Consider the following 24,026-nt stretch of genomic DNA (forward strand, 5'->3'; position numbering starts at 1 on the left):
GATTTGGGGTATTTGCGCTTATTTACTATTTTCCACTTGTTTGTTCGCTTTTTCATCAACTTCCATTATGATTGGAAGAATCATTGGTCTGCGGCGTGTCCGTTCATAAAGGAATGGTGCAAGAATATTTGTTACCTCACCCTTGATTTCCGACCACTGTAAGGAATCCCGCTGGATAACTTCCTGGAGACGAGAAGCGAGCAAAGTTTGTGCTTCGTTAATGAGATCCCCTGATTCACGCATATAGACGAATCCACGTGAAATGATATCCGGACCGGCTAATAACTTGTGTGCGTCAATGTCCGCACTGACGACCACAATAACCAATCCTTCTTCGGAAAGAATCTTCCGATCGCGGAGAACGATATTACCAATGTCGCCAATTCCGCTTCCGTCAATATAAACAGATCCAGATGGAATCTTACCGGTGACTTTCGCTGAGTTTTGATCGAGCGCCAAAACGTCACCGATATTCATGATAAATGAGTGATCGTATGGAATCCCACATGCGTGTGCAGTCTCGACATGTTTTTTAAGCATCCGGTATTCACCATGGATGGGCATAAAAAATTTCGGTTTTAGCAAACGGAGCATTAGTTTTTCTTCCTCTTGACCACCATGTCCGGACGTATGGATGTTGCTCAATTTGCCATGAATGACATCCGCTCCGGCGCGATAAAGCTGATTGATTGTACGGTTAATGCTGACCTTATTTCCCGGAATAGGGGATGAGGAGAAGATTACCGTATCACCAGGGTGTACTTGAATTTGACGATGGGTGCCATTGGCAATTCGAGATAATGCGGCCATTGGTTCACCCTGACTTCCGGTACACAGAATGGTCACTTGTTGATTGGGCAAGTGATTGATCTGTTGGTGGTCAATAAATGTGTCCTGCGGTGCGTTAACATATCCGAGTTCTTCTCCGATTGTTATTGCAGCTTCCATGCTTCTTCCGAAAACGGCAATTTTACGCCCGGTAGCTACTGCGGCATCCACAACTTGCTGGAGACGATGGATATTAGAAGCGAATGTAGCGAAAATAATCCGTCCGTCCACTTTACGGAAAATATCTTTAATGTTTTCGCCAACTTCACGCTCGGTCATTGTAAAACCGGGAACCTCAGCATTTGTGCTGTCCGACATGAGGCAAAGGACGCCTTCTTTACCGATTTCAGCCATTTTTGTGAGGTTGGCTATCTGTCCGCCAACAGGTGTGAAATCAAACTTAAAGTCCCCTGTTTCAACAATATTTCCTTGGGGTGTCTTAACAACGACACCATATGAATCAGGAATACTATGCGTCGTTCTAAAGAAACTAACCGATGTCTTCTGGAATTTGATGACGTCGTCCTCAGTGATCTCATGAATGACCGTGGTGCGCAGAAGATTGTGTTCGTCAAGTTTGTTACGGATTAGACCAGCTGCCAATTTTCCGGCGTAGATCGGCACATTAACCGCGCGTAATAAATAGGGAACGCCGCCGATATGATCCTCATGGCCGTGCGTAATGATTAAACCCTTAATTTTATCAGCGTTCTTTACTAAATAGCTGTAATCCGGAATGACGTAATCAATGCCAAGTAGTTCATCCTCCGGAAACTTAATGCCGGCATCAATTACGATGATCTCATCCTGAAACTGAACCGCATAGGTGTTTTTGCCGATTTCTCCAAGCCCGCCGAGAGAGAAAACGGCCGTTTGATGGTTTTTCACAAATTTCATACGTTACAGCTTCTCCAGTTTGAATTCGGCAGACTTTTGCTCATAATCGAGGAATTTACCGGTCAGCGGTTGAATAAACTCAACATTATAGGGTTTGTCTGCAAGTTTTTTGCGAACGTCACGAACGTCGTTTGCTTCAAGATAAAGAGCCCCCGTTTGCTCACGTACCGGAACCTCGTCTCTTGATGGTTGGTACAATACTTTATAAATCATGTTCCAAACTCCTTCCAAAAAAATGTTCTACAGATCATTATATATGAAATGGCGTGCTTTTTCACTGTCCAAGATCTGTTTCCGGATGAATTCATAAGATTTGTCTGCTAAGAGTTGTAATGTGCTATAGTTCTCAAAAGATCAAATTTAGCTTTAACAAACAGTAAAAATTAATACCTGAACAACCAAATAAATCGATAGAACTGATATAATAGATAGTATGAAGGTTATAGGATAATGCCGTGAAAATAACAAGCGGCAGGGTTGATCAGTGACGTTCAACTAAGGGAGGATGTAACGATTGGCAAAACCGAAGATCGTTTTTTTTGATATTGATGATACCTTGTATGATCAGAACAAATTAATTCCGGCCTCAACTGAAGAAGCGATACATAGGTTACAGGATAAAGGTGTGCTGACAGCGATCGCTACCGGGCGTTCACCGTTTATGTTCCGCAATTTAAGAAATCATCTTGGCATTCATTCATTTGTCAGTTTCAACGGTTCTTATGTTGTTTATGAAGATTCAACGGTGTACACGAACCCGCTAAACGACAGCACCTTGCACGCGCTTGTTACGCGAACAAGGGAGTTGGGCTGGTCGTTTGCTTTTGTAAACGATCAATTGATTAAATTAGATGGGCAAGCAGATGAGAAGGCAAAGGAAAGTATTGAAAGTCTGAAACTGCCCATGCCATTTCCGGAAAGTGACGCGCATTTCATTGAAAACCATGAGGTATACCAAGGTTTGGTTTTTTATGGAAAGCATGACGATGCACGTTTTCTTCAGCAATCGCCATTCGATGAGTTCAGGTACGTGCGCTGGCATGATTACGGTGTAGATGTGATTCCTAACCGTGGATCAAAGGCAGAGGGAATCAAGCAGCTCCTGAAAAAAATGGGTCTCACACCGGATGATGCTTGCGCCTTTGGAGATGGAAATAATGATATTGAAATGCTTTCCTATGTCGGTACCGGAGTGGCAATGGGGAACGCGGTTGATGAAGCGAAAAAAACAGCTGATTTTGTGACGACTCCTGTACACCAAGATGGAATTTACAATGGTTTAAAGCATATAGGTCTGTTGTAACTTTAACGCAGCCTGTTAGAAATTTGGCCTGGATTCTTGATATCGTGAATCCTTAGTCGAGGGAGTAAACTCTCTTTGAATCTACACATTTACATGTAAAAAGGGTGCCTCAAACTCCATTTTGAGGCACCCTTTTTATGAGTTGAGAAAAAAGAACAACGGCATAATGATAAGGCAAATGCAGGTACGGTATTCTGGGGAGCAGCCCATTTGATTTCGAGCAGCCGAAGCACAGAATAAGTTTACCGCTGAGCCCTTTTTGGGACAGTTTCTTGGTGGTTTAGTAGGTATCTTTTTCCATTACATTATCCGGTATTTTAAAGGGATCTTGTTTATTGATGTGATCATAAAAGAGAATACCATCCAGGTGATCAATCTCATGCTGAATGGCAATCGCCGGATAACCTTTCAGGCGTAGGGTCACTGGTCTTCCGTCTATATCAAATGCTTTTACTTTAACGCGGGCGTGACGAGGAACGAAGCCTGGAACCTCTCTGTCTACAGACAGACAGCCTTCCCCGCCTTCAAGATAGGTGTTTTCAACTGAATGGCTGATTATTTTGGGATTGAATAGCATGTATTCATAATGCTTGTCATTCTCATCATCCAAATATAGTGCAATCATTCGTTTGCTTAGTGCAATCTGAGGGGCTGCAAGTCCTATACCTGCGCGCAGGTTTAATTTCTTTGCGACCTCCTCATCTTGGCTGTTTTTGAGGAATTCAAGCATCTTTTTTAATGTGCTCTTTTCTTCATCCGAAGCCGGTAATGGAACTTCCTTAGCTACTTGTCTCAGTATCGGATTTCCTTCTCGAATAATATCGTCCATTGTAATCATGTATTGAGTCACTCCTTCAACCATTCAATAAAGTAACTGGTGATGCAGTTCGCTTTATCTCTTCTCTTACTCTAGTGTATCATTAAAATAACGCAATGTTTACTGTCCTGTTTGAAATAAACGATGATAACGATGACAGCCAGGTTCTAACGTTTGACTTCATTGAATGAGGTATTATAAACTAAAATCAGTAAAGGTCATTTAAACGTCTTTGATCACGCAGCATATCTATTTGCGGACGTTTAGAATGGAAAAGGATACAAAAAACGTATTTTCTGTATCGAGCTGTTTTTGAGTGTCCCTTTTTTATTGAAAGCGCTTAAGTGACATATGTCTCTTTACTAAAAATATAAACAAACACGCATACTTGTGGGAAGAGGTGAGGGACTTGCCTGTGAACTATTCTGGACAGATTGAAAACTTTTTTCCAACGTTACGTATTCTTGATTCACAAGGTCATGTTGTGAACGATCAAAAGAATCCTGAAATGACGAATGATCAATTAAGAGAACTAATGCGGCGCATGGTCTATACAAGAATTTGGGATCAGCGCGCGCTTTCGTTAAATCGACAAGGCAGGTTGGGCTTTTACGCACCGGTTGCCGGTCAGGAAGCATCAATGGTTGCCAGTGAATTCGCTATGGACAAAAAAGACTGGCTGCTGCCTTCATATAGAGATATTCCACAGCTTGTTTGGCATGGACTCCCACTATATAAAGCATTTCTCTACTCAAGAGGACATTTTGAAGGCGGACAATATCCTAAAGAACTTAACGCGGTGATGCCGCAGATTATTATTGGAGCGCAATGTACGCAGACTGCGGGAGTTGCGCTCGGATTGAAGAAAAGAGGCAAGTCGCAAGTCGCATTTTGCTACTTCGGAGACGGTGCGACTTCGCAAGGAGATTTTTACGAGGCGATGAATTTTGCCGGTGTGTATAAGGCTCCCGCAATCTTTATTTGCCAAAATAATCGATTTGCTATATCTGTGCCTGTTGAAAAACAAACGGCTGCGGAAACGTTGGCGCAAAAAGCGGCAGCCGCTGGAATTAATGGCATTCGAGTTGACGGCATGGATCCACTCGCTGTGTATGCAGCTGCCAAAGAGGCGCGTGATCACGCTCTTGCCGGAAAAGGACCGACGTTGATCGAAACCTTGACCTATAGATATGGACCACACACGATGGCCGGAGATGATCCGACACGTTATCGGACAGAGGAGTTAACAGGCGAATGGGAGAAAAAGGATCCGCTCATTCGATTCCGCCTCTATTTGGAACAGCTTGGACTTTGGTCACATGACGATGAGGAACAAGCAGCGGAACAAGCAAAAGCGGATGTAGCAAAAGCTCTAAAACAGGCGGATGGTGTCCCAAAGCAAAAGGTTACCGATCTACTTGGCAATATGTACGAAAAGCCGACACAGAACATTAAAGAGCAGCTGAAGGAATACAGTACGCGGGAAGGGGATCAGCGATGACACAATTGACGATGATCCAGGCAATTACTGATGCAATGCGAACCGAGCTTAGAAGTGATGAAAACGTGCTTGTTTTTGGTGAGGATGTCGCAAAAAACGGAGGCGTGTTCCGCGCCACGGAAGGACTCTATGATGAATTCGGTGAGGAACGTGTATTTGATACACCACTCGCTGAATCGGGTATAGGCGGACTTGCGCTTGGTCTTGCATTACAAAACTATAGACCGGTGATGGAGATTCAATTCTTCGGATTTGTGTTTGAAGCAATGGATAGTGTTGCCTCGCAGCTTGCCAGACTGAGATATCGGTCCGGCGGAGTGTATCATGCGCCGGTCACGATTCGATCACCATTTGGCGGCGGTGTAAAAACTCCCGAGCTTCACGCAGATAACCTTGAAGGACTTTTCGCACAGTGTCCTGGGCTTAAGGTTGTGATACCGTCTAATCCGTATGATGCAAAAGGCTTGTTGATCGCCGCGATTAGAGACAATGATCCAGTAGTTTTTCTCGAACATATGAAGCTGTATCGTTCATTTAGAGAAGAAGTTCCGGAAGAAGCTTATAAAATAGAAATTGGGAAGGCCAAAATTGCTCGTGCGGGAAAAGATTTATCGATTATTACGTATGGAGCAATGGTTCGAACTGCTTTGAAAGCGGCTGATCAATTAAAAAAAGAGAGCATTGATTGTGAAGTCATTGATCTCAGGACAATCAGTCCGTTAGATACTGATACGATAACAGCGTCAATTAAGAAAACAAATCATGCAGTTGTTGTTCAGGAAGCGCAAAAACAAGCGGGTATTGGCGCTCAAATCATTGCGGAAATTAACGATCGAGCGTTGCTTTATCTTGAGGCGCCGGTAGGAAGAGTGACTGCGCCGGACTCGGTCTTTCCGTTTGCTGCGGCAGAAGATGTATGGCTTCCGAATGAGAAAGACATTGTGAACAAAGTAAAAGAAACCATGAACTTTTGATGAGAGCAGTATCAATGATCAGATGAACAGACTTTGTTCAAGGACGTGAAGGAGTGAGTGCCATTGGCCTATTTGTTTAAACTGCCGGACATTGGTGAAGGAATCCACGAAGGTGAAATTCTGAAATGGTTTGTGAAACCAGGGGATACCGTCCATGAGGATGATCCGTTGGCAGAGGTTCAAAATGATAAAGCGGTTGTCGAAATCCCTTCCCCTGTAAACGGGACAGTTCTGGAACTGAATGCTGAGGAAGGTCAAGTCGTTGAAGTAGGAACAGTGGTCATTACACTTCAATCAGATGAGGCAGACAACGAAGCCGATCATGCGCCGCAAGAGGAAGCTAGTCAATTTGCCGCGGCGGAACAGGAAAATTCGACGGTGATACCAACAGAGGATGACTCTCGTGGAGAGACCCAATCCGCAAGTGTAATTGCTATGCCATCTGTACGAAAATATGCTAGAGACCATGGAGTCAACATTAAACTCATATCGGGAACCGGTCGAAACGGACGTATCCTGAAAGAAGATATTGACCATTTCCTGACTGCGCCTGAAGAGAAGCATGACGCGAATCAGGAAGCATCGGAGAAATTGACAGAGAAGACGGCAGAGAATGAAGATGCTCTTCAAATTTTTCAAGAAAGCGGAACAGAGAGTCGTGAAAAATTTATCGGCATGAGACGAGCAATTGCGCGAGCTACGTCTCATTCGATGCAAACTGCGCCACATGTCACACTAATGGATGATGTGGATGTGACGAAACTTGTGGCTCATCGAAAACGTTTTAAGCAGGAAGCACAAGAGATTGGCGTAAAGTTGACCTATCTTCCGTATATTGTAAAAGCGCTCGTTTCAGCACTTAAGGAGTTCCCAATGCTTAATGCTTCCCTTGATGAAGAGAATCAGGAAATAATTTATAAACATTATTATAATATCGGCATTGCGGCAAATACGGATGCAGGACTGGTAGTGCCGGTAGTTAAACGTGCGGAATCAAAGTCTATGTACGCGATCGCCACTGAAATTCAACACTTAGCGGAAAAAGCGCGTACAGGTAAACTGACTCCAGAGGATATGAAAGGCGGAACGTGTACAATTTCGAATATTGGCTCTGAAGGCGGCCAATGGTTTACCCCTGTGATTAATCAGCCTGAGTCCGCCATTCTAGGAGTCGGAAGGATCTCGGAAAAGGCCATCATTCGTGATGGAGAGATTGTCGCTGCACCTATGCTTGCTCTGTCTATGAGCTTCGATCACCGTCTGATCGACGGTGCGACAGCTCAGAGGGCAATGAACAAAATAAAAAGGTTGTTAATTGATCCACAACGCCTTATCTTGGAGGGGTAGAGATGGTAGTAGGAGAATTTACCACAGAAGTAGATACTGTCGTCATTGGAGCCGGACCTGGTGGCTATGTTGCCGCAATTCGCGCAGCGCAGCTAGGGCAAAGCGTAATCGTCATTGAAAAAGAGCATGTCGGAGGTGTCTGTCTCAATGTAGGCTGTATTCCTTCAAAAGCTCTGATCTCAGCAAGCCATCGTTTTGAGCAGATGAATCATTCTGAAGCTTTTGGAGTTAAAGCTGAGAACGTGACTATTGACTTTCTGAAGGTTCAAGAATGGAAAGGTCAAGTCGTTGAGCGCCTGACCGGAGGCGTAAAAGGTCTTTTCAAAGCCCATGGTATTGAACTTGTTGAAGGTGAAGCTTTATTCGTTGATACAGATGTTGTTCGTGTCAATCATGGCTATGAATCATCACGCTATAAATTCAATCATTGCATCATTGCGACGGGTTCAAGTCCCATTGAAATTCCCGGGTTTAAGTGGAGCAATCGTGTTCTGTCTTCAACCGGCGCCCTTGCATTAAAAGAAGTACCTAAGAAAATGGTAGTAATCGGCGGCGGATACATCGGTATTGAATTAAGCTCAGCGTTCGCGGGATTTGGTACCGAAGTCGTGATCCTGGAGGGAACACCTTCTATTTTGCCTGCTTTTGAAAAGCGGTTAATTGCTCCCGTGAAAAAGAAGCTCAAGGCAAAAGGTGTTACCATTTATACGAACGCCTTGGCAAAGGGTGTTGAGGAATCGGAGACAGGTGTTGCTGTGACTGCTGAAGTCAAAGGAAAAGCACAAGTTTTTGATGCGGATTACGTCATGGTTACCGTTGGACGCCGATCAAATACCAAAGACCTCGGTCTGGATTTAGCGGGTGTCGAGCTCGCCGAACGTGGCCTTATCAATGTCGACAAACAAGGTAAGACATCAAACGATAAGATTTACGCAATTGGCGATATTGTGCCCGGTCTCGCGCTCGCTCACAAGGCTTCCTATGAAGGGAAAATTGCCGCAGAAGCGATTAGCGGCGAAGCGTCGGAAGTCGATTATCGGGCGATGCCTGCCGTAGTTTTCTCAGATCCTGAAATTGCGTCCGTTGGATTATCCGAAGAAGAAGCGGTCAAAGAAGGGTATGAAGTGAAAACCGGCCAGTTCCCATTTGCGGCAAACGGACGTGCGCTTTCCCTTGGCGAGTCAGACGGCTTTTTAAAAATAGTATCCCGCGCTTCAGATGGGTTGGTTCTTGGTGCGCAAATTGTCGGTACCAGTGCCAGTGACATGATTGCGGAATTTGGTTTGGCCATAGAATCCGGTATGACTGTTGAGGACATTGCGTTAACGATACATGCGCATCCAACACTAGGTGAAATCGCGATGGAAGCAGCTGACGTGGTTCTCGGTCACCCAATTCATATAGCGAAATAAAAAGTGAATAACCCAAACACCCTGAGTGCTTCTCTCGCTCAGGGTGTTTGGGTTTAGATCTTAAACGTTCATTCCAGTTACAGATAATCCGGAACATGAACGGGCTAATGTGTATAGGGGGAGTAATCTTGTCACTTGTTCTTCCAAATAAGAGGTAAGATCATTTTCAGTTTTAGTGATCGCTTCCTGTTTGGAAATAACGACACCGCAAAGCAACTCTGCTTTTTTTATCTTTGTCAAGCGCAAAAATAATTGCTCTAATTGGTGTTCATCAAGATCGTGATGAAGCATAGTTTCATCCTTCATATGATCCGCAGACCACGAAAAATAGGGAGGTGTTGACTGGAAGATCTCCGGAAGGCGTCCAAGCAGAGCATCGCCAAAGTTTTTTTTGTCTGGATATTCTTCAATAATCGCCAACCAGAAAAATAAATGTGTTGGCCAAATGCCAAATTGAAAATGCGGATATTTTTTATAGCCTCTTTTGTCCTGAGCAATCGCCAGCCAAGTGCTATCCGGAGGATTGACGGTACGACGCGCGTGGCGGGCGATATGGGGATAAAAAGGCATCTCGGCACGCTCATTTAAAAAAGAAGCCAAATGATCAGCCAAACGACTGAACTTCGGCTGTATCTGCTCACGAATCGCGTGCATCCGATTTTCTAAACCAGGCAAACGCATTAATTCGAAATCGTGTTCTGTGAAACCGCTTTGTGACATTTTGTCCATCCTTTCTTCAGGCAATATCATTTATAGTTTATCACAGCTCGAATCAAAAATTTAGGTTCGGTTCTTTTTAAAAACGGTGCTTTTTATGGCAATACGCATGATGTATTCGCATAAACTAGAAGAACAATTAGAAAAAAATCGGGTAGTTAATTAGTATCCTGTTCGTTAACCCTTTTTGGAAATAAAAGTGAAGGGATGTGGCATCCGCCATGAAACAGATTAATCAGACTCTGAACAGGAAGGATGCGGAAAAGAGAATTCCTCAAGTACGCGTCGCAATTGACACAGAGCTTACGACACTGCACCAGGCACTAATAAAAAAAGATTACAAAACCATTGATCAATGTAAGAAAAGACTGGAAGCGTTGCGTCGTGAAATGCTGCTTCTCGAAATCTAGGATCGCACTTTAGTATTGTAAGTTTCATCTTTTTAAAATGGTAAATAGAGCAGTGTCTAAGTATCTCGATCACCGTTAACCCCAGGCGGTGGTTTTTCTTTTTGCTTCAAAATGATGTACTATTATTTTTAATGAGATAAGTTGCAGTGGCAGAACTTGGAAAGTTATTTGAGAACTGACTGGATGATGCGGGATCGGAGTGAGCGATGAATGGAACATAGAGATTGGATGGTTCTTGGAAAACAAGTAAGCGATTGGATCAAAGAAGCAGCGGATCAATTGAGAGACTCGTTATCTCTGCCGCTTGAAATCAGTGAAAAAAGCGCACACAATGATTTAGTGACAAATATGGATCGTTCGATTGAACGATACCTTGTCGAGAAAATCAGAACAGCATATCCTGATGATAAAATTATATCAGAAGAAGGTTACGGCGATGGGGTTAAGGATAAAACAGGAGTTCTCTGGCTGCTCGATCCAATTGACGGAACCTTGAACTTTGTCATGCAAAAGCGCTTTTTTGCGATATCCATTGGCATTTATGAAAATGGTAAGGGCAAGGCGGCGTTCATCTATGATGTCATGGGGGACGAATTGTTTCATTGTTTGACGGGTCACGGTGCCTACCAGAATGCCAAAAAACTGCCTAAACTAACAGAAGTGACGATCGAGAACGCGCTGATTGACCTGAGTGCGACATGGTTAAAGCCCAATCGCAGAATTGATGAAGAAATCATGACAGACATTGTAAGGCGCAGCAGCGGAACGCGTGCCTATGGAGCGGCATCGCTAGAACTTGCCTATGTTGCCGCCGGTTATCTGGACGCGTATTTCACAATGCGGCTCTCACCATGGGATTATGGGGCAGGGTTAATCCTCTTAAGTGAAGTCGGCGGCTGTTATTCAAGAGCCGATGGAACGCCTATTGACATTCTAGAAAAAACATCTGTATTAGCCGCACGCCCCGGTCTTCATGCCTATATAGTCGATCATATTCAGAAACAGGTCAAAAAAGGAAAAATTATCAGCGAGCCGAAGTAAGCCATCATAGAAAATTACTTGTGAAGTTTCCTTTTCTGCTCCATCGCCTTTACCATGAAGCCTAGCCACATGAATATAATGACAGCAAATGCCGAGAGCAAAGTGAGCAGCGGGCGCGAGAAAATCATACCTGCAGCAATTCCTGCAAGACAAACAGCGACGATGAAAATAATCAAATAAAGAAATCGGCGGAACATAATATCATCTCCTTAAGCTAGAATAAAACGAATAATAATAAAGCACAAAGGATACGCAATTCCCACAAAATTTTTTTCGACGGCTGCAGAAAAAATTGACAACTTACAGTTTATTGTGAGAGAATAATTTGCATGTGTATGTTTCGGCTATCTCACGCGAAGCGATTGGATATTATGAGGAGAGTAAAGAATAAATGACAAAATTTAGGGAAGAATTGCGGAATATCGCGATTATCGCACACGTCGACCACGGCAAAACAACTTTGGTTGACAAATTGTTGATGCAATCGGGTACTTTCCGTAAGAATCAACACATTAACGAACGCGCAATGGACTCAAACGCAATTGAACGGGAACGCGGCATTACAATATTGGCGAAGAATACGAGTCTTTCTTATAAAGACCATACAATAAATATTGTGGATACGCCCGGACACGCCGATTTTGGTGGTGAAGTTGAACGCATCATGAAGATGGTAGACAGCGTTCTTTTGCTTGTCGATGCTTATGAAGGATGCATGCCGCAAACACGGTTTGTATTGAAGAAAGCCTTGGAAGAACACCTGAAGCCGATTGTTGTCGTCAATAAAATCGACAAGCCAATGGCAAGACCTGCGGAAGTTGTCGATGAAGTTATTGACTTATTTATTGACCTTGGTGCCGACGAAGATCAGCTCGAATTCCCTGTTGTGTACACTTCAGCGGTGAATGGCGTTGCGGGTACGGATCCGGAACACGTTGATCAGGATATGAGCGTTGTTTTGGATATGATTCTGAAATACGCTCCTGCCCCTGTTGAAAATCGTGACGAAAGCTTGCAGTTCCAAGTTACGATGCTCGACTATAATGACTATGTTGGCCGTATCGGTATCGGTCGCATTTATCGTGGCAAGATTAAGCTTGGCGAAGAAGCGGTTTTGGTTAAAGACGGCGGAAAGAGCGTAGAAAAGTTCCGGATCACTAAGCTGTTTGGTTATCATGCTCTGAAGAGAACAGAAATTGAAGAAGCGTACTCAGGTGATATTATTGCGATTACCGGCGTTTCGGATATTGATATTGGTGACACAATCAATGATGTTGACCATGTGGATCCGCTTGCTCCATTGCGTATCGACGAACCGACCTTGAAGATGACATTCCTTCCGAATACGAGCCCGTTTGCGGGACAGGAAGGTGACCATGTCACGAGCCGAAAGATTGAAGATCGTCTTCTTTCCGAGATGGAACGTGACGTCAGCTTGAAGGTTGAATCGGACTCAATCTCGCATGATTCTTGGATAGTGTCCGGACGTGGCGAACTTCACTTGTCGATTCTGATTGAAACGATGCGTCGTGAAGGCTATGAATTGTCTGTGTCGAAACCAAGTGTTATCACAAAAGAAGTTGACGGAAAGCTGTGCGAACCTTATGAAGCCGTCCAAATTGATGTGCCTGAAGATTATTTGGGCGCAGTTATTGAATCAATGGGGAAACGTAAGGCCGAGTTGAAAGATATGAGGCAGGAACAACCGGGACAGACACGTCTGACGTTCATGATTCCTTCTCGTGGTTTGATTGGTTATAACCGTCAGTTCATGGCGGACACACGCGGTTATGGAATTCTGAACCATACATTTGATCACTTCGCTCCGTTCATCAAAGAAGAAATCGGCGGACGCCGCAACGGAGTGCTCATTTCTATGGATCAGGGTCAAACAACTGCTTATTCCTTAGCGGCTCTTGAAGATCGCGGTGAAATGTTTGTTGGTCCTGGCGTCAACGTCTACGAAGGAATGATCGTTGGTGAACATAACCGCGAAAATGATTTGACGGTAAACGTAACAAAGGCTAAACATGCATCGAACGTACGTTCGTCGAATAAGGATCAAACGGTGACGTTGAAAGAAGCACGTAAATTGTCTCTTGAAGATTCACTATCCTATTTGAACGATGATGAATATTGTGAAATCACACCGAAGAGCGTTCGTATGCGCAAGAAGATCTTAAATAAGGGTGAACGTGAGCGTTTCGAAAGACGCGGAAGTAAAATTCCTAAGTTCAACGGCTGATCTTCAAAACTTAAAACATAAAAAACGGCTGCGACTTTTAGTCGGCACCCAACAAAGAAGCATCAAGGAACATTCAGATTGGGCAGTCGGCAAATGTCAAGGAACGTATAAAAAAAACGGACAATCGGCGTAAAGCTGTTTGTCCGCTTTTTTTTCAGGCGAAGAAAATTTAGCGTTTTGCCTTGCTGGTACGACATTAAGGTCATAAGATCCGCGATTGGGTGATCAGGTTAGAGGCCAATCTGAGAAATAAACGGAAAAATTCCGCTTATCGAATCGAAAAACGTGAAAATGGAGGGCTTTTCTGTGCATAAGCGGAAAAATTACCCTTATTTACCTGTAAAACAGGCGCCATGATGCAAATAAGCGGAAAATCTCCGCTTATTTTACTCGTGTGCGCCCGGCATGGACGACAGCTTGGCGGTGAAAGTCCGCTATAGGCTTGGCAGTAGGGACTGTTAGCTAAAGGTAAGGGGTCCATTGTGAGGAGGAATCTGAAGGAAGCCGGAGGCAAAGCTAGGCATTGATCATGATGAATCCTTGAAACTGGCGGCGAGCCGAAAGGGATACTGGCGTCTTTCTCAGAAAAACGATGCACCGGGCTGTGACGAACAAAAAGCTCACTTGTTGGGGTATGAAAGATTGGCTTCAACAGTATGAGCGTCTGCACGCAAGCTAAGGAACCGCCGTATACGGATCCGTACGTACGGTGGTGTGAGAGGTCGGAGAAATTATCTCCTCCTACTCGATTAGTTAATTAAGGTTCAAAATGATTTGTTAGAAAACTTGCCGATTGGCAAGCCTTGGCGCAGACAGAGGCTTGGTTACGCTTACGCTCGTTTCTTTTAAATGTTGACTTATACTTTCCTACCAGTGTGAAATAGAAATGTCTGTTCAAGCACAGTAAAAACCGGGCGATTTCTGTCCGGTTTTTCTAATGAGGGGAGGATTAAGCTGTAAGGGTGACTGCCTCTATTATTTCTTTTCTATATTATGCATTTACAATTGGTCCGCAATTTGTGAATTGAAAATGATCAATTTCAAACTTTTCATTCTTTTGATTTATAACTTTGTGAACCATTTGTCTGCTTTCGATAAATTCATCGGTAACGATCACAAAAAATTGCTTGTCTCCTTTCAACACCAAATAAAATTCCTTATCTATATTTTTCACGTTGTTGATTATGTTAGGGATTCCGAATGGCGCATCAGTCAAAAATCCTACTAAGTTATCAATTATTTTTTCCTGTTTCGTATTCTTCTGAATTCCCATCAACGTATGAATTACGGCATTTGGATATTTTTCCCGCACAACCTTATCTTTTATTACTTTTTTTCTCTTCCTGCCGTATTGAGACAGGGTAATTGATTCCCTAATTATGGATTTTTCCAAACGTTCTTTATCGTCTAATAAATAATCAACACTAATGCCAAGTAAGTTTGAAATTAATTTTAAGTTTTCAACATCTGGAATGCCTTTGTCTGTTTCCCATTTTGTAACAGCCTGGCGAGATACCATCAGCTTGCTTGCCAATTCCTCTTGAGTAAGTCCACCCGCTGCTCTTGCCTCTTTAATTTTTTCACCTAAAGTCATAAAGTACTACCTCCTTAAATCGAACGATTCGAGCATTTAACTTGCTACACGTTCATTGTACTATGGAATTAATTTTTATTAAGAAACGCTTTGTATCATCTTTGCAACGTTGCGTAGCATTCCAAAATTAATATTTGGATGCCTACGCAAAGGTGAAAGGTGGCGGCATGGCAGAACTGACTGGGCACGAAGAACAGGCTCTGGCGTCGACTGTTTCCTTACCACGGGGAAAACACCTACCGAAATCAATGAGTCATTGTTCACGCTCCAGACAAGGGCAGCCGAAATTAAGTGCAGCAGGTAGAAGTCTATTATAGCTGTATTGGTGTGATTGTACTTCTGGAAATGAACGAAAGAAACAGCATACGCCATAGACCCAATTGACTATGGCGTATGCTGAACAAATACTTCTTTATTGTGGACGTAGCTTATAGCGCAAACTTTTTCTGTTCTCATCATAATTGACTGTTCTTTAATCAGGAACGTTTGCTTTTCTTTTTCTCTTCGCTTATAGGAAGGTGCAACGTAAACTTTCCGGTCGCCCAACGAGCGCGGGTCCGTTCGCCAATTCTTTTGTTGCACGAATCACAGAGATACGTATGAATCGGCCGATTTTTGAGCCGCTTAGCGATCGCGGATTGATTATCGATTTGACAGAGCTTTTCACATAGAGCGCATTTAACTTGCATGAAAAAACCTCCTTGGAGATAGTATAGCAGGTTTTGGTATAGTTAGTGAAGTACGGCAGGCTAGAGCCGTGTGACTAGTTGATCATATACAAAGGTGAATTGTGATTAATCTTGCATTTTAGCATAACAGAGGGTAAGATAAAATTTAGGCAAGCAATTGAGACAAGGGGGGAGCAGAATGTCAGTCGAAATAAAGATAGGCAAACGAGAAAAAGCCTATGAATTGTTGCAGGCCGACGCACAGAAAATTCTGAAGCTGATAGGAGTGCAGATGGATAATTTGACTATGCCCCAATGCCCCCTGTATGAAGAAGTATTGGATACTCAAATGTTCGGTTTGTCCCGGGAGATTGACTTCGCGGTTCGCCTCGGTCTTGTGCGTGCAGATGAAGGCAGAGAATTGTTGAGCTCACTTGAGCGACAGGTTTCCGCGCTTCACGAAGCATCGACACAGAAATAATATCAAATTGCTCAAACTTGCAGCCAAATCGTTGGGTGTAGTTTGGGCTTTTTTGTCTGCCGAACATTGAAATAGTGCCAGGTACCAGATGTGTTGAGCTGGTTGCTGATTTGAAAGCGAACAGAACCAATCAATACGTGTAACAATGATCTCTGGAGGTTTCCCGGGATGTAACGATTATGGATCAGACAGGTGAATCTCATGTTGAAAAAGCTGTTGCATCATTATGATTATTCTTTTCTTGTGGTTATGGTGCTACTGGTTGGCTTCGGTTTAATAATGATTTATAGCGCCGGTTCTGTTTGGGCGGGTCTATTTTTTGAGCAGCCACAGCCACCTAGTTACTTTTTTCTTCATCAGCTGATGTGGGTAGTAGCAGCAATGCCTGCAGCACTTGTAGGCTTACTGCTTCCCTATCAAGCGTATCGGAAACTGGTCAAACCGCTGATTATTGTATCACTGTTTTTACTTTTAATGCTTTTTGGATTAGGAAACACTGTCAACAATGCACAATCTTGGTTTCATCTAGGTTCGTTTAATATTCAGCCTGCGGAGCTTGTAAAAATTACGGTTATTTTATATTTAGCATCTACTTTTTCTAATAAGCAGAATGCGATCGCCGACTTTAAAACGTCGGTTCTTCCGCCGCTCATCGTTGTTATGATCTTTTTCACTTTGATCGCTGTTCAACCGGATTTTGGTACAGCAATGATTCTGATCAGCATCTCAACGATTATGGTTCTTTGCGCAGGCCTTAGGACAAAACATCTTTTGTTTTTAGGCGGATTTGCCCTGCTTTTCGTTATGATCTTTTACAACAAATTTCTGAGCAGTAACCAATTGGGGCGTTTTACCGCTGCATACGATCCCTTTTCAGTTGCAGATTCCACAGGTCGTCAGCTGATTAATTCATATATCGCTATCGCCTCGGGCGGACTAACCGGGAGAGGTCTAGGGCAAAGTATCGAGAAAACAGGCTTTCTGCCCGAACCACAAACAGATTTTATTATTTCAGTAATAGGTGAAGAACTGGGTCTGCTCGGTATTTTGTTCGTTATTCTCTGTTTGGCTTATCTTGTACTTAGGGGTTTTGTAACGGCGATTCGATGTAAGGATGTGTTCGGCAGCCTGCTTGCGATTGGTATTTCAAGCATGTTGGCCATACAAACATTTGTCAATTTGGGAGCGGCTACGGGACTGCTGCCGATTACGGGTGTCACGCTGCCGTTTGTTAGTTATGGTGGTTCATCATTAATAATGATGATTTTTTCTGTATGTGTATTAATGAACATATCTGCATTTGTTAATATGAAAAGGTCGAACAGCAAAATAGAAGGGAAGAGAGAGATTGTTAAAGCAAAAGATTAAACGATTGTTGATCGCCAACCGTGGCGAAATTGCAATTAGAATTTGCCGTGCCTGCACGGAACTAGGCATTCGGACAGTTGCCATTTATTCCAAGGAAGACATCAGCTCCTATCATCGTTATAAAGCAGACGAATCCTATTTGGTCGGCCAGGGGAAAAATCCTATTGATGCATATCTGGACATTGAAAGTATTATTGAAGTTGCCAAGGCGCATCACATCGATGCCATTCATCCCGGCTATGGCTTTCTTTCTGAAAATGCCGACTTTGCACGACGTTGCGCTGAGGAAGGTATCATTTTTGTCGGACCAAGGCCAGAGCATCTTGACACCTTTGGCGATAAAGCAGCAGCAAGGGAAGCGGCAATAAAAGCTAATATACCGGTTATTCCAGGGTCAGGCGGTCCTGTCTCTTCGGTTAATGATGTTAAAGAATTTGGAGCAACTCACGGTTATCCAATTATTATAAAAGCAGTTCTTGGCGGCGGCGGACGTGGAATGCGGATTGTCCGCAGTGCGCAAGGTGTTGATGAAGCCTATGCGCGAGCGACTTCAGAAGCGAAGCAGACATTTGGCAAGGAAGACGTATACGTTGAAAAGTATCTGGATCATCCGCGCCATATTGAAGTGCAAATTATGGCGGATCAATCTGGTGATATTGTTCATTTGTATGAACGCGATTGCTCTGTGCAGCGCCGCCATCAAAAGGTAGTTGAAGTCGCGCCGAGTCGCGGGCTAGGTGAGAAATTACGTCATGAAATATGTGACGCAGCCATTCGTTTGATGAAAAGCGTAAATTATCTAAATGCAGGAACAGTAGAATTTCTTGTGACACCGTCGGGAGATTTTTATTTTATTGAGGTCAACCCACGGGTTCAGGTCGAACATACAATTACAGAATTAGTTACAGGGATTGATATTGTTTCTTCTCAAATTCTGATTGCCGAGGGTTACGGATTACACGAGGATCCCGTCTTGATTCCGGAACAAAAGGACATTCGTACCTATGGATTCGCCATTCAATGTCGTGTGACGACGGAAGATCCAAGCAATCAGTTTATGCCGGACACTGGAAAAATCGTCGCTTACCGCAGCGGTGGCGGCTTTGGCGTTCGACTTGATGCTGGCAATGCCTTCACGGGTTCCGTAATCACGCCATATTACGATTCGCTGCTTGTAAAGCTTTCTACTTCCGCACGCACGTTCAAGAGTGCGGCAGTAAAAATGTTGCGCAACTTGAAGGAATTCCGGATCAGGGGTATTAAGACGAATATCCCGTTCTTAATCAATGTGGTTCAGCATCCTGATTTTCTTGAGGGCAATGTTTCCACAACGTTTATCGATACGACACCGGAACTTTTTGTCTTTGATCGAATTCTTGACCGCGGTACTAAGATGCTGACTTATATCGGCAACATAACAATTAACGGTTATCCGGGTATCCCGAAAAATAAAAAGCCGGTTTTTGATGTGCCGCCGATTCCTGATGTTCGCCTTTCCGAACCTTATCCGGGAGGGACGAAACAGATTCTGGAACAACATGGCGCGCAAGGCGTTTCAGAATGGATCAAAGCACAGAAACAGGTACTCCTTACGGATACAACGTTCCGAGACGCGCATCAAAGTCTGCTCGCAACGCGCATGAGGACAAAAGACATTATTCGGGTTGCGTCGCAAACGGCTCACTTGCTTCCTAATTTATTTTCAGAAGAAGCTTGGGGCGGCGCGACTTTTGATACGTGTTATCGATTTTTAAGAGAAGATCCTTGGGAACGTTTGCACAAAATCAGAGCGGAAATGCCAAATGTTTTGTTGCAGATGCTGCTCCGAGGCTCAAATGCGGTAGGGTATAAAAATTATCCGGATAATCTAATAAAGGCTTTTGTTAAAGAAGCGGCAAAGCATGGCGTTGATGTCTTCCGGGTATTTGACAGCTTGAACTGGCTTGAAGGGATGCGTGTCGCTCTTGACGCGGTGATCGAAAGCGGAAAGATTGCTGAGGGGACTTTATGTTATACCGGCGATATTTTGGATGGATCACGGACAAAGTACAATTTAGATTATTATAAAAAAATGGCGAAAGAGTTGGAAAACGCTGGCGCTCATATTCTGGGAATAAAGGATATGGCAGGTTTGCTCAAACCTGAGGCAGCTTATCGGTTGATTTCCGAGCTGAAGGATACGGTTTCTTTGCCGATTCATCTGCATACACATGATACAAGCGGTAATGGAATTTATACGTATGTACGCGCGATTGAAGCTGGTGTCGATATTGTTGATGTCGCCGTTGAAGCGATGGCCGGTATGACTTCTCAACCGAGTGTAAACTCGTTATACTATGCACTCAGTGCCAGCGATCGCAAGCCGGATGTCGATATAAACGCGCTTGAATCACTGAGCCACTATTGGGAGAAAGTACGTCAGTATTACTTCCCGTTTGAGAGCGGCATGAAGACATCTAATGCTGAAATTTATAAACTTGAGATGCCAGGCGGCCAATACAGCAATCTGCGCCAGCAGGCGATCGCTGTCGGGCTAGGCGAACGATTTGAAGAAGTTAAAGACATGTACCGTCGCGTCAACCTTCTGTTTGGCGATATTGTTAAGGTGACGCCATCCTCAAAAGTTGTCGGCGATATGACTCTATACATGGTTCAGAACAATTTGACCGAAGACAATATCTACGAAAAAGGTCAGTCACTCGACTTTCCTGATTCCGTCGTCAACTTCTTTATGGGTGAGTTAGGTCAGCCCTACCAGGGATTCCCGAAAGAGTTGCAGAGTATTATTCTCAAAGGCAGAAAGCCGTTGTTTGATCGCCCGGGCAAACATCTTGAACCGGTGAATTTCTCAGACATTCAAGCGCGTTTGGAAGAAAAATTCGAACGCAAATTTAAAGATCATGAAGTACTGTCTGCGGCGCTCTACCCGAAGGTTTATACTGACTATCTGCATTTTATCGACACATTTGGTGAGACAACTGTATTGGGCACGCCGACCTTTTTCTATGGATTGCGCCTTGGGGAAGAGGTCTCCGTTACGATTGAAGAAGGTAAAATGCTGGTAGTGAAGCTAATCTCGATCGGTCATCCTCAGAAGGATGGCACGCGGACATTGTACTATGAATTAAATGGTCAACCGCGAGAGGTTTCAATTAAAGATATGAATGTTGAGTCTTCTGAAGTCGCTCACGCGAAAGCAGAGAAGGATAATCCGCATCAGATCGGTGCATCAATGCCCGGAACTGTTGTTAAAATTTTGGTCTCCTCAGGTGAACGGGTTAAGAAAGGTGATCATCTGCTTGTCACTGAAGCGATGAAAATGGAGACAACCGTTCAGTCTCCTGTTGACGGAACGATCAAAAAGGTTTTTGTTAATGAAAATGATGTCATTGAAACAGGGGATTTGATGATCGAACTCAATTGATCCTGTTTAACTGAGAGAAAAGGAAAGAGACCCAAAGTGGAAAGTTCTCCATTTTGGGTCTCTTTTTTTACTGATTTTCTAATATGGGAGTAAGTGACTATCTGTTGAGTGATGCTCCGGATTTGGGGCGCCAACCAAAAAGAATCAAAATTGTTAATATACCAAAGAAGGCGGTGACAAATAGCGCGTGTAGAAGAAGAAACAGCAAATTCATCCTTGTCGTAATAATAAAAATACCGGATACTGCCTGCAATGAAACAGAAATAAGTGCCAGAAAAAGCAAATTCGAAAGCTGTACTTCATTTTTATATTTTCTGATTGAAACAATCAAAGTGCCAATCAACCATGCAAGCAGAATGAACGCGAGAACGCGATGCAAATAGTTTACGCCGGCTTTGCTGATCAAAGGATCGGGAAGCAGACGGCCATTGCAAAGCGGGAAGTCAGTACACCCAAGACTTGACTCTGTGTGACGCACAAAAGCACCGGAATAAATAAGAAGATACGAATAGATGCCAAGTAATACGAAATTCCACTTCATCGGTCTCCGCACTGAAATACGGAACAAGTGCCGATCCGGGTCGGCATCCTCGAAAACGAGACAAGTGAGTAATACCATGCTGGCGAATGATAACAGAGAGATTCCGAAATGGAGGGCGAGTACGATTGATGATTGTCCCCACAAGACAGCAGCCATACCCAAGAAGGCTTGCAAAAAAATAAAAAAAACGGAGGCAGCGACGAGGAAACGACCGCACCATACTTTCTTGAATCGAATCCATAACCAAACAGCTTGCGTTACTACAAGTATGGAGGCGATTCCTGAAACCAAGCGATGGCTGTACTCAATCCATGTTTGATGTGCTTTAGCATTTGGAATGACTTGACCGTTACACAGCGGCCAATTATTTCCACAGCCATATTCTGAACCTGTATTGGTCACTAGTGCGCCCATGAGAACAACGATGAGCACTGAGAGCATGCCGGCGACGCTTAAAATTTTTAAAATACGGTTTTTCATATGTATCACCTGATTTCTGATTTGAGTCTTGCTGAATGCCTGGCACCGCATTCACTATTTTAGCAGAATAAAAAAATTTTATCTTATACTTCGCTCATTTTGTATCAAGCAAGCAAAAAAATAACACGTAATATCCACAAAACGAAACACATCATCACTTATTGTGTGATCAATATCATTGAGTTAATCGTAAGACAAATGTGGATTGATCATATATAATATGAATTGTTAGTGCAACACCGCTAAAAGCGGCTCGTTGCTTAAGAAGCAAAAAGTGTTTCCTTTACAATATAAAATTTATAAATAGCGACTATTAAGAAAGAAGGCTTTGTACCTATGAGAGGAATCGGATCGAGCGAACAGGTATTAGAATCAAGTGCCGCAGCGCCGTGGAGAAGAAACGTTCAGGATGTATTAACAACTGTAAAAATTGGAATTGTAAATTCTAATTTAATGACAGCGTTTACCGGCGTTTGGCTTGCTTTATCGTTTAATGGGGAAAGTCTATGGACTTCGATTACACCGGTCCTTTTTGTCATGCTCGGCACAGCGCTGGTTATAGCGGGTGGGTGTTCGTTAAATAATTTTATAGATCGGGATATCGATCCTTTAATGAACCGAACGCAAGAGCGGCCTTCTGCTACGGGGACAATGAGAGGAAAAACTGTGCTGATTATGGGCCTCGCGTTATCGGTCGCCGGTTTGATTTCGTTATTGGCGGCTTCAGCTACTGCAGCGGCATTTGGCTTATTGGGGCTTCTTGTGTATGTTCTTGTTTACACGATGTGGTTGAAAAGAAGTTACTCAATGAACACTGTAGTAGGCAGTATTGCTGGCGCTGTACCACCAATCATTGGATGGGCGGCTATCGATCCTTCACTAAATTCACCGGTCCCATGGATTATGTTTCTTGTTTTGTTTCTTTGGCAGCCACCACACTTCCTAGCGCTCGCAATGAAGCGTGTGGAGGAGTACAGATGCGCCGGAATTCCAATGCTACCGGTTATTGCAGGCTTTGAAGTTACGAAACGGCAAATGATATTCTATGTAGCCGTACTTGTTCCAACCTCACTGCTCCTTTACTCAATTGGACCGGTATACATGGCAGGCGCTCTAATATTGAGCTTTACTTGGCTAGGGCTTGCCATTTATGGATTGCTAATCAAGGATACGATCAAGTGGGCAAGAATAATGTTTGTCTACTCATTAAACTATATGACCTTATTGTTTTTAATCATGATCATCTCAACCTTTTTTAATTAATCAACAAAGAAAAGCCGAGGAAATTAGTCCTCTGGCTTTTTCTTTAGTTAGTACGAAATGTCTCGATCATCCGCTTTGTAACAGCGAGAACGAGACTATGTTTGACATATCTCCAAAGGACGAACCATACACTTATCTTGACTGTTGTTAGAGGGGGCATGTCATGCTGAAGATAAGGGAAATTCATGAGCAAGAAGCGGAGAGACTTTCTAATCTGTATCATGAAATACACACGGAAACATATGAACTGGGCTTTGAGCCCGGAAATGGACGTGTTGAGACGCTTGCATCGGAACTACATCGGACAACGCAAAGCAAAAGCGCTTATTTTATCGGCATGCTTGAGCGCGCGGATATCGGGTTTGCTGTCCTCAAAGGGCATACGTCACGTGAAATGGCGCATCTGGCTCATATCAGCATCGGTTTGTGCAGGGATTGGCGTGGCAAGGGTTACGGTAAGAAGATGCTCAATTCCGTGGAAAAATGGGCCTTGGCACATCAGTTGCGCAGAATTGAAGCTTGTATTGGGTTAGATAATCGACCGGCACTGTTTTTATTTGGTGCTTCGGGATATCGAGTCGAAGGGATCCGCAAATCTGCTTTTATTAAGGATGGAATGATGACGGATGGTTTTTACATGGCCAAAATTCTGAAAGAAAATGAAGAAGATACTAGAATTAAGGAACTTTTATGCTGAAGTTCAGTAAATGTATTA

21 protein-coding genes are annotated in these 24,026 nt (G+C 43.5%); 13 read left to right on the forward strand and 8 right to left on the reverse strand.

Translation table 11 applies throughout. The features are described from left to right. Positions 1-18 precede the first annotated feature (18 nt). Both rnjA and BM003_RS07480 read right to left on the reverse strand, forming a co-directional pair. Complete coding sequence (gene rnjA / locus BM003_RS07475) at positions 19-1,725, reverse strand: ribonuclease J1 (protein WP_093671681.1); 1,707 nt, start codon at positions 1,723-1,725, stop codon at positions 19-21. Between the two features lie 3 nt (positions 1,726-1,728). Beyond that, on the reverse strand, positions 1,729-1,938 hold the full coding sequence (locus BM003_RS07480; protein WP_093671683.1) for a DNA-dependent RNA polymerase subunit epsilon: 210 nt from the start codon (positions 1,936-1,938) through the stop codon (positions 1,729-1,731). Positions 1,939-2,239: 301 nt separating this feature from the next. On the opposite strand from BM003_RS07480, the gene BM003_RS07485 reads away from it, so the two are divergent. Next, on the forward strand, positions 2,240-3,028 hold the full coding sequence (locus BM003_RS07485; RefSeq protein ID WP_093671685.1) for a Cof-type HAD-IIB family hydrolase: 789 nt from the start codon (positions 2,240-2,242) through the stop codon (positions 3,026-3,028). A 280-nt stretch (positions 3,029-3,308) separates the two neighbouring features. On the opposite strand, the gene def is transcribed toward BM003_RS07485, so the two are convergent. Next, a complete protein-coding gene (def, locus tag BM003_RS07490; RefSeq protein ID WP_093671687.1) occupies positions 3,309-3,866 on the reverse strand; it encodes a peptide deformylase in 558 nt (185 codons plus the stop codon). A gap of 379 nt (positions 3,867-4,245) precedes the next feature. Here def and pdhA point away from each other — a divergent pair, with 379 nt between their 5' ends. The 4 genes from pdhA (at position 4,246) to lpdA (ending at position 9,079) form a co-directional block, all read left to right on the forward strand. Continuing rightward, a complete protein-coding gene (gene pdhA, locus BM003_RS07495) occupies positions 4,246-5,346 on the forward strand; it encodes a pyruvate dehydrogenase (acetyl-transferring) E1 component subunit alpha (RefSeq protein WP_245734145.1) in 1,101 nt (366 codons plus the stop codon). After that, entirely contained in the window at positions 5,343-6,320 is a 978-nt protein-coding gene (locus BM003_RS07500; RefSeq protein WP_093671689.1) for an alpha-ketoacid dehydrogenase subunit beta, read from the forward strand. Before pdhA ends, BM003_RS07500 begins: the two co-directional genes overlap by 4 nt. A gap of 63 nt (positions 6,321-6,383) precedes the next feature. After that, entirely contained in the window at positions 6,384-7,667 is a 1,284-nt protein-coding gene (locus tag BM003_RS07505) for a dihydrolipoamide acetyltransferase family protein (protein ID WP_093671691.1), read from the forward strand. Positions 7,668-7,669: 2 nt separating this feature from the next. Continuing rightward, positions 7,670-9,079: a dihydrolipoyl dehydrogenase gene (gene lpdA, locus BM003_RS07510; RefSeq protein ID WP_093671693.1), complete on the forward strand. Its 1,410-nt coding sequence runs from the start codon at positions 7,670-7,672 to the stop codon at positions 9,077-9,079. A gap of 60 nt (positions 9,080-9,139) precedes the next feature. Here the strand turns inward: lpdA and BM003_RS07515 are convergent, their stop codons facing one another. Further along, positions 9,140-9,799, reverse strand: coding sequence for a YktB family protein (locus BM003_RS07515; protein ID WP_177184696.1), 660 nt, complete (start codon positions 9,797-9,799; stop codon positions 9,140-9,142). A gap of 218 nt (positions 9,800-10,017) precedes the next feature. Here BM003_RS07515 and BM003_RS07520 point away from each other — a divergent pair, with 218 nt between their 5' ends. Together BM003_RS07520 and BM003_RS07525 are read left to right on the forward strand one after the other, a co-directional pair. Beyond that, positions 10,018-10,206 (forward strand): hypothetical protein, encoded by a 189-nt coding sequence (locus tag BM003_RS07520; RefSeq protein WP_093671697.1) that lies wholly within the window; start codon positions 10,018-10,020, stop codon positions 10,204-10,206. A 210-nt stretch (positions 10,207-10,416) separates the two neighbouring features. Beyond that, entirely contained in the window at positions 10,417-11,247 is an 831-nt protein-coding gene (locus tag BM003_RS07525) for an inositol monophosphatase family protein (RefSeq protein WP_093671699.1), read from the forward strand. A 14-nt stretch (positions 11,248-11,261) separates the two neighbouring features. On the opposite strand, the gene BM003_RS07530 is transcribed toward BM003_RS07525, so the two are convergent. Further along, positions 11,262-11,444 carry a hypothetical protein gene (locus BM003_RS07530; protein WP_093671701.1) on the reverse strand — a complete coding sequence of 61 codons (183 nt, stop codon included), beginning with the start codon at positions 11,442-11,444 and terminating at the stop codon, positions 11,262-11,264. 194 nt (positions 11,445-11,638) lie between these two features. On the opposite strand from BM003_RS07530, the gene typA reads away from it, so the two are divergent. Next, a complete protein-coding gene (typA, locus tag BM003_RS07535) occupies positions 11,639-13,492 on the forward strand; it encodes a translational GTPase TypA (protein WP_093671703.1) in 1,854 nt (617 codons plus the stop codon). 991 nt (positions 13,493-14,483) lie between these two features. On the opposite strand, the gene BM003_RS07540 is transcribed toward typA, so the two are convergent. Together BM003_RS07540 and BM003_RS07545 are read right to left on the reverse strand one after the other, a co-directional pair. Next, complete coding sequence (locus tag BM003_RS07540) at positions 14,484-15,086, reverse strand: helix-turn-helix domain-containing protein (protein WP_093671705.1); 603 nt, start codon at positions 15,084-15,086, stop codon at positions 14,484-14,486. Between the two features lie 476 nt (positions 15,087-15,562). Continuing rightward, positions 15,563-15,775 carry a YlaI family protein gene (locus tag BM003_RS07545; RefSeq protein ID WP_093671707.1) on the reverse strand — a complete coding sequence of 71 codons (213 nt, stop codon included), beginning with the start codon at positions 15,773-15,775 and terminating at the stop codon, positions 15,563-15,565. A gap of 178 nt (positions 15,776-15,953) precedes the next feature. Here BM003_RS07545 and BM003_RS07550 point away from each other — a divergent pair, with 178 nt between their 5' ends. From BM003_RS07550 to pyc, 3 genes are all read left to right on the forward strand, one after another. After that, positions 15,954-16,235: an Fpa/YlaN family protein gene (locus BM003_RS07550; RefSeq protein WP_093671709.1), complete on the forward strand. Its 282-nt coding sequence runs from the start codon at positions 15,954-15,956 to the stop codon at positions 16,233-16,235. Between the two features lie 201 nt (positions 16,236-16,436). After that, positions 16,437-17,603, forward strand: a complete 1,167-nt coding sequence (locus tag BM003_RS07555) for an FtsW/RodA/SpoVE family cell cycle protein (protein WP_093671835.1) — start codon at positions 16,437-16,439, stop codon at positions 17,601-17,603. Then, positions 17,584-21,027, forward strand: coding sequence for a pyruvate carboxylase (gene pyc, locus BM003_RS07560; protein ID WP_093671711.1), 3,444 nt, complete (start codon positions 17,584-17,586; stop codon positions 21,025-21,027). Before BM003_RS07555 ends, pyc begins: the two co-directional genes overlap by 20 nt. Positions 21,028-21,124: 97 nt before the next feature. Here pyc and BM003_RS07565 read toward each other — a convergent pair whose 3' ends face one another. Then, the gene (locus BM003_RS07565) at positions 21,125-22,048 is read right to left on the reverse strand and encodes a COX15/CtaA family protein (RefSeq protein WP_093671713.1); all 924 of its coding nucleotides are present in this window, start codon (positions 22,046-22,048) and stop codon (positions 21,125-21,127) included. Between the two features lie 336 nt (positions 22,049-22,384). Here BM003_RS07565 and cyoE point away from each other — a divergent pair, with 336 nt between their 5' ends. After that, positions 22,385-23,311 carry a heme o synthase gene (gene cyoE, locus BM003_RS07570; protein ID WP_093671715.1) on the forward strand — a complete coding sequence of 309 codons (927 nt, stop codon included), beginning with the start codon at positions 22,385-22,387 and terminating at the stop codon, positions 23,309-23,311. Positions 23,312-23,474: 163 nt separating this feature from the next. Continuing rightward, positions 23,475-24,008 (forward strand): GNAT family N-acetyltransferase, encoded by a 534-nt coding sequence (locus BM003_RS07575; RefSeq protein WP_093671717.1) that lies wholly within the window; start codon positions 23,475-23,477, stop codon positions 24,006-24,008. Positions 24,009-24,026: the final 18 nt, after the last annotated feature.

The organism is Sporolactobacillus nakayamae, from assembly GCF_900113325.1.
In the GTDB taxonomy this organism is placed as follows: Bacteria; Bacillota; Bacilli; order Bacillales; family Sporolactobacillaceae; genus Sporolactobacillus; species Sporolactobacillus nakayamae.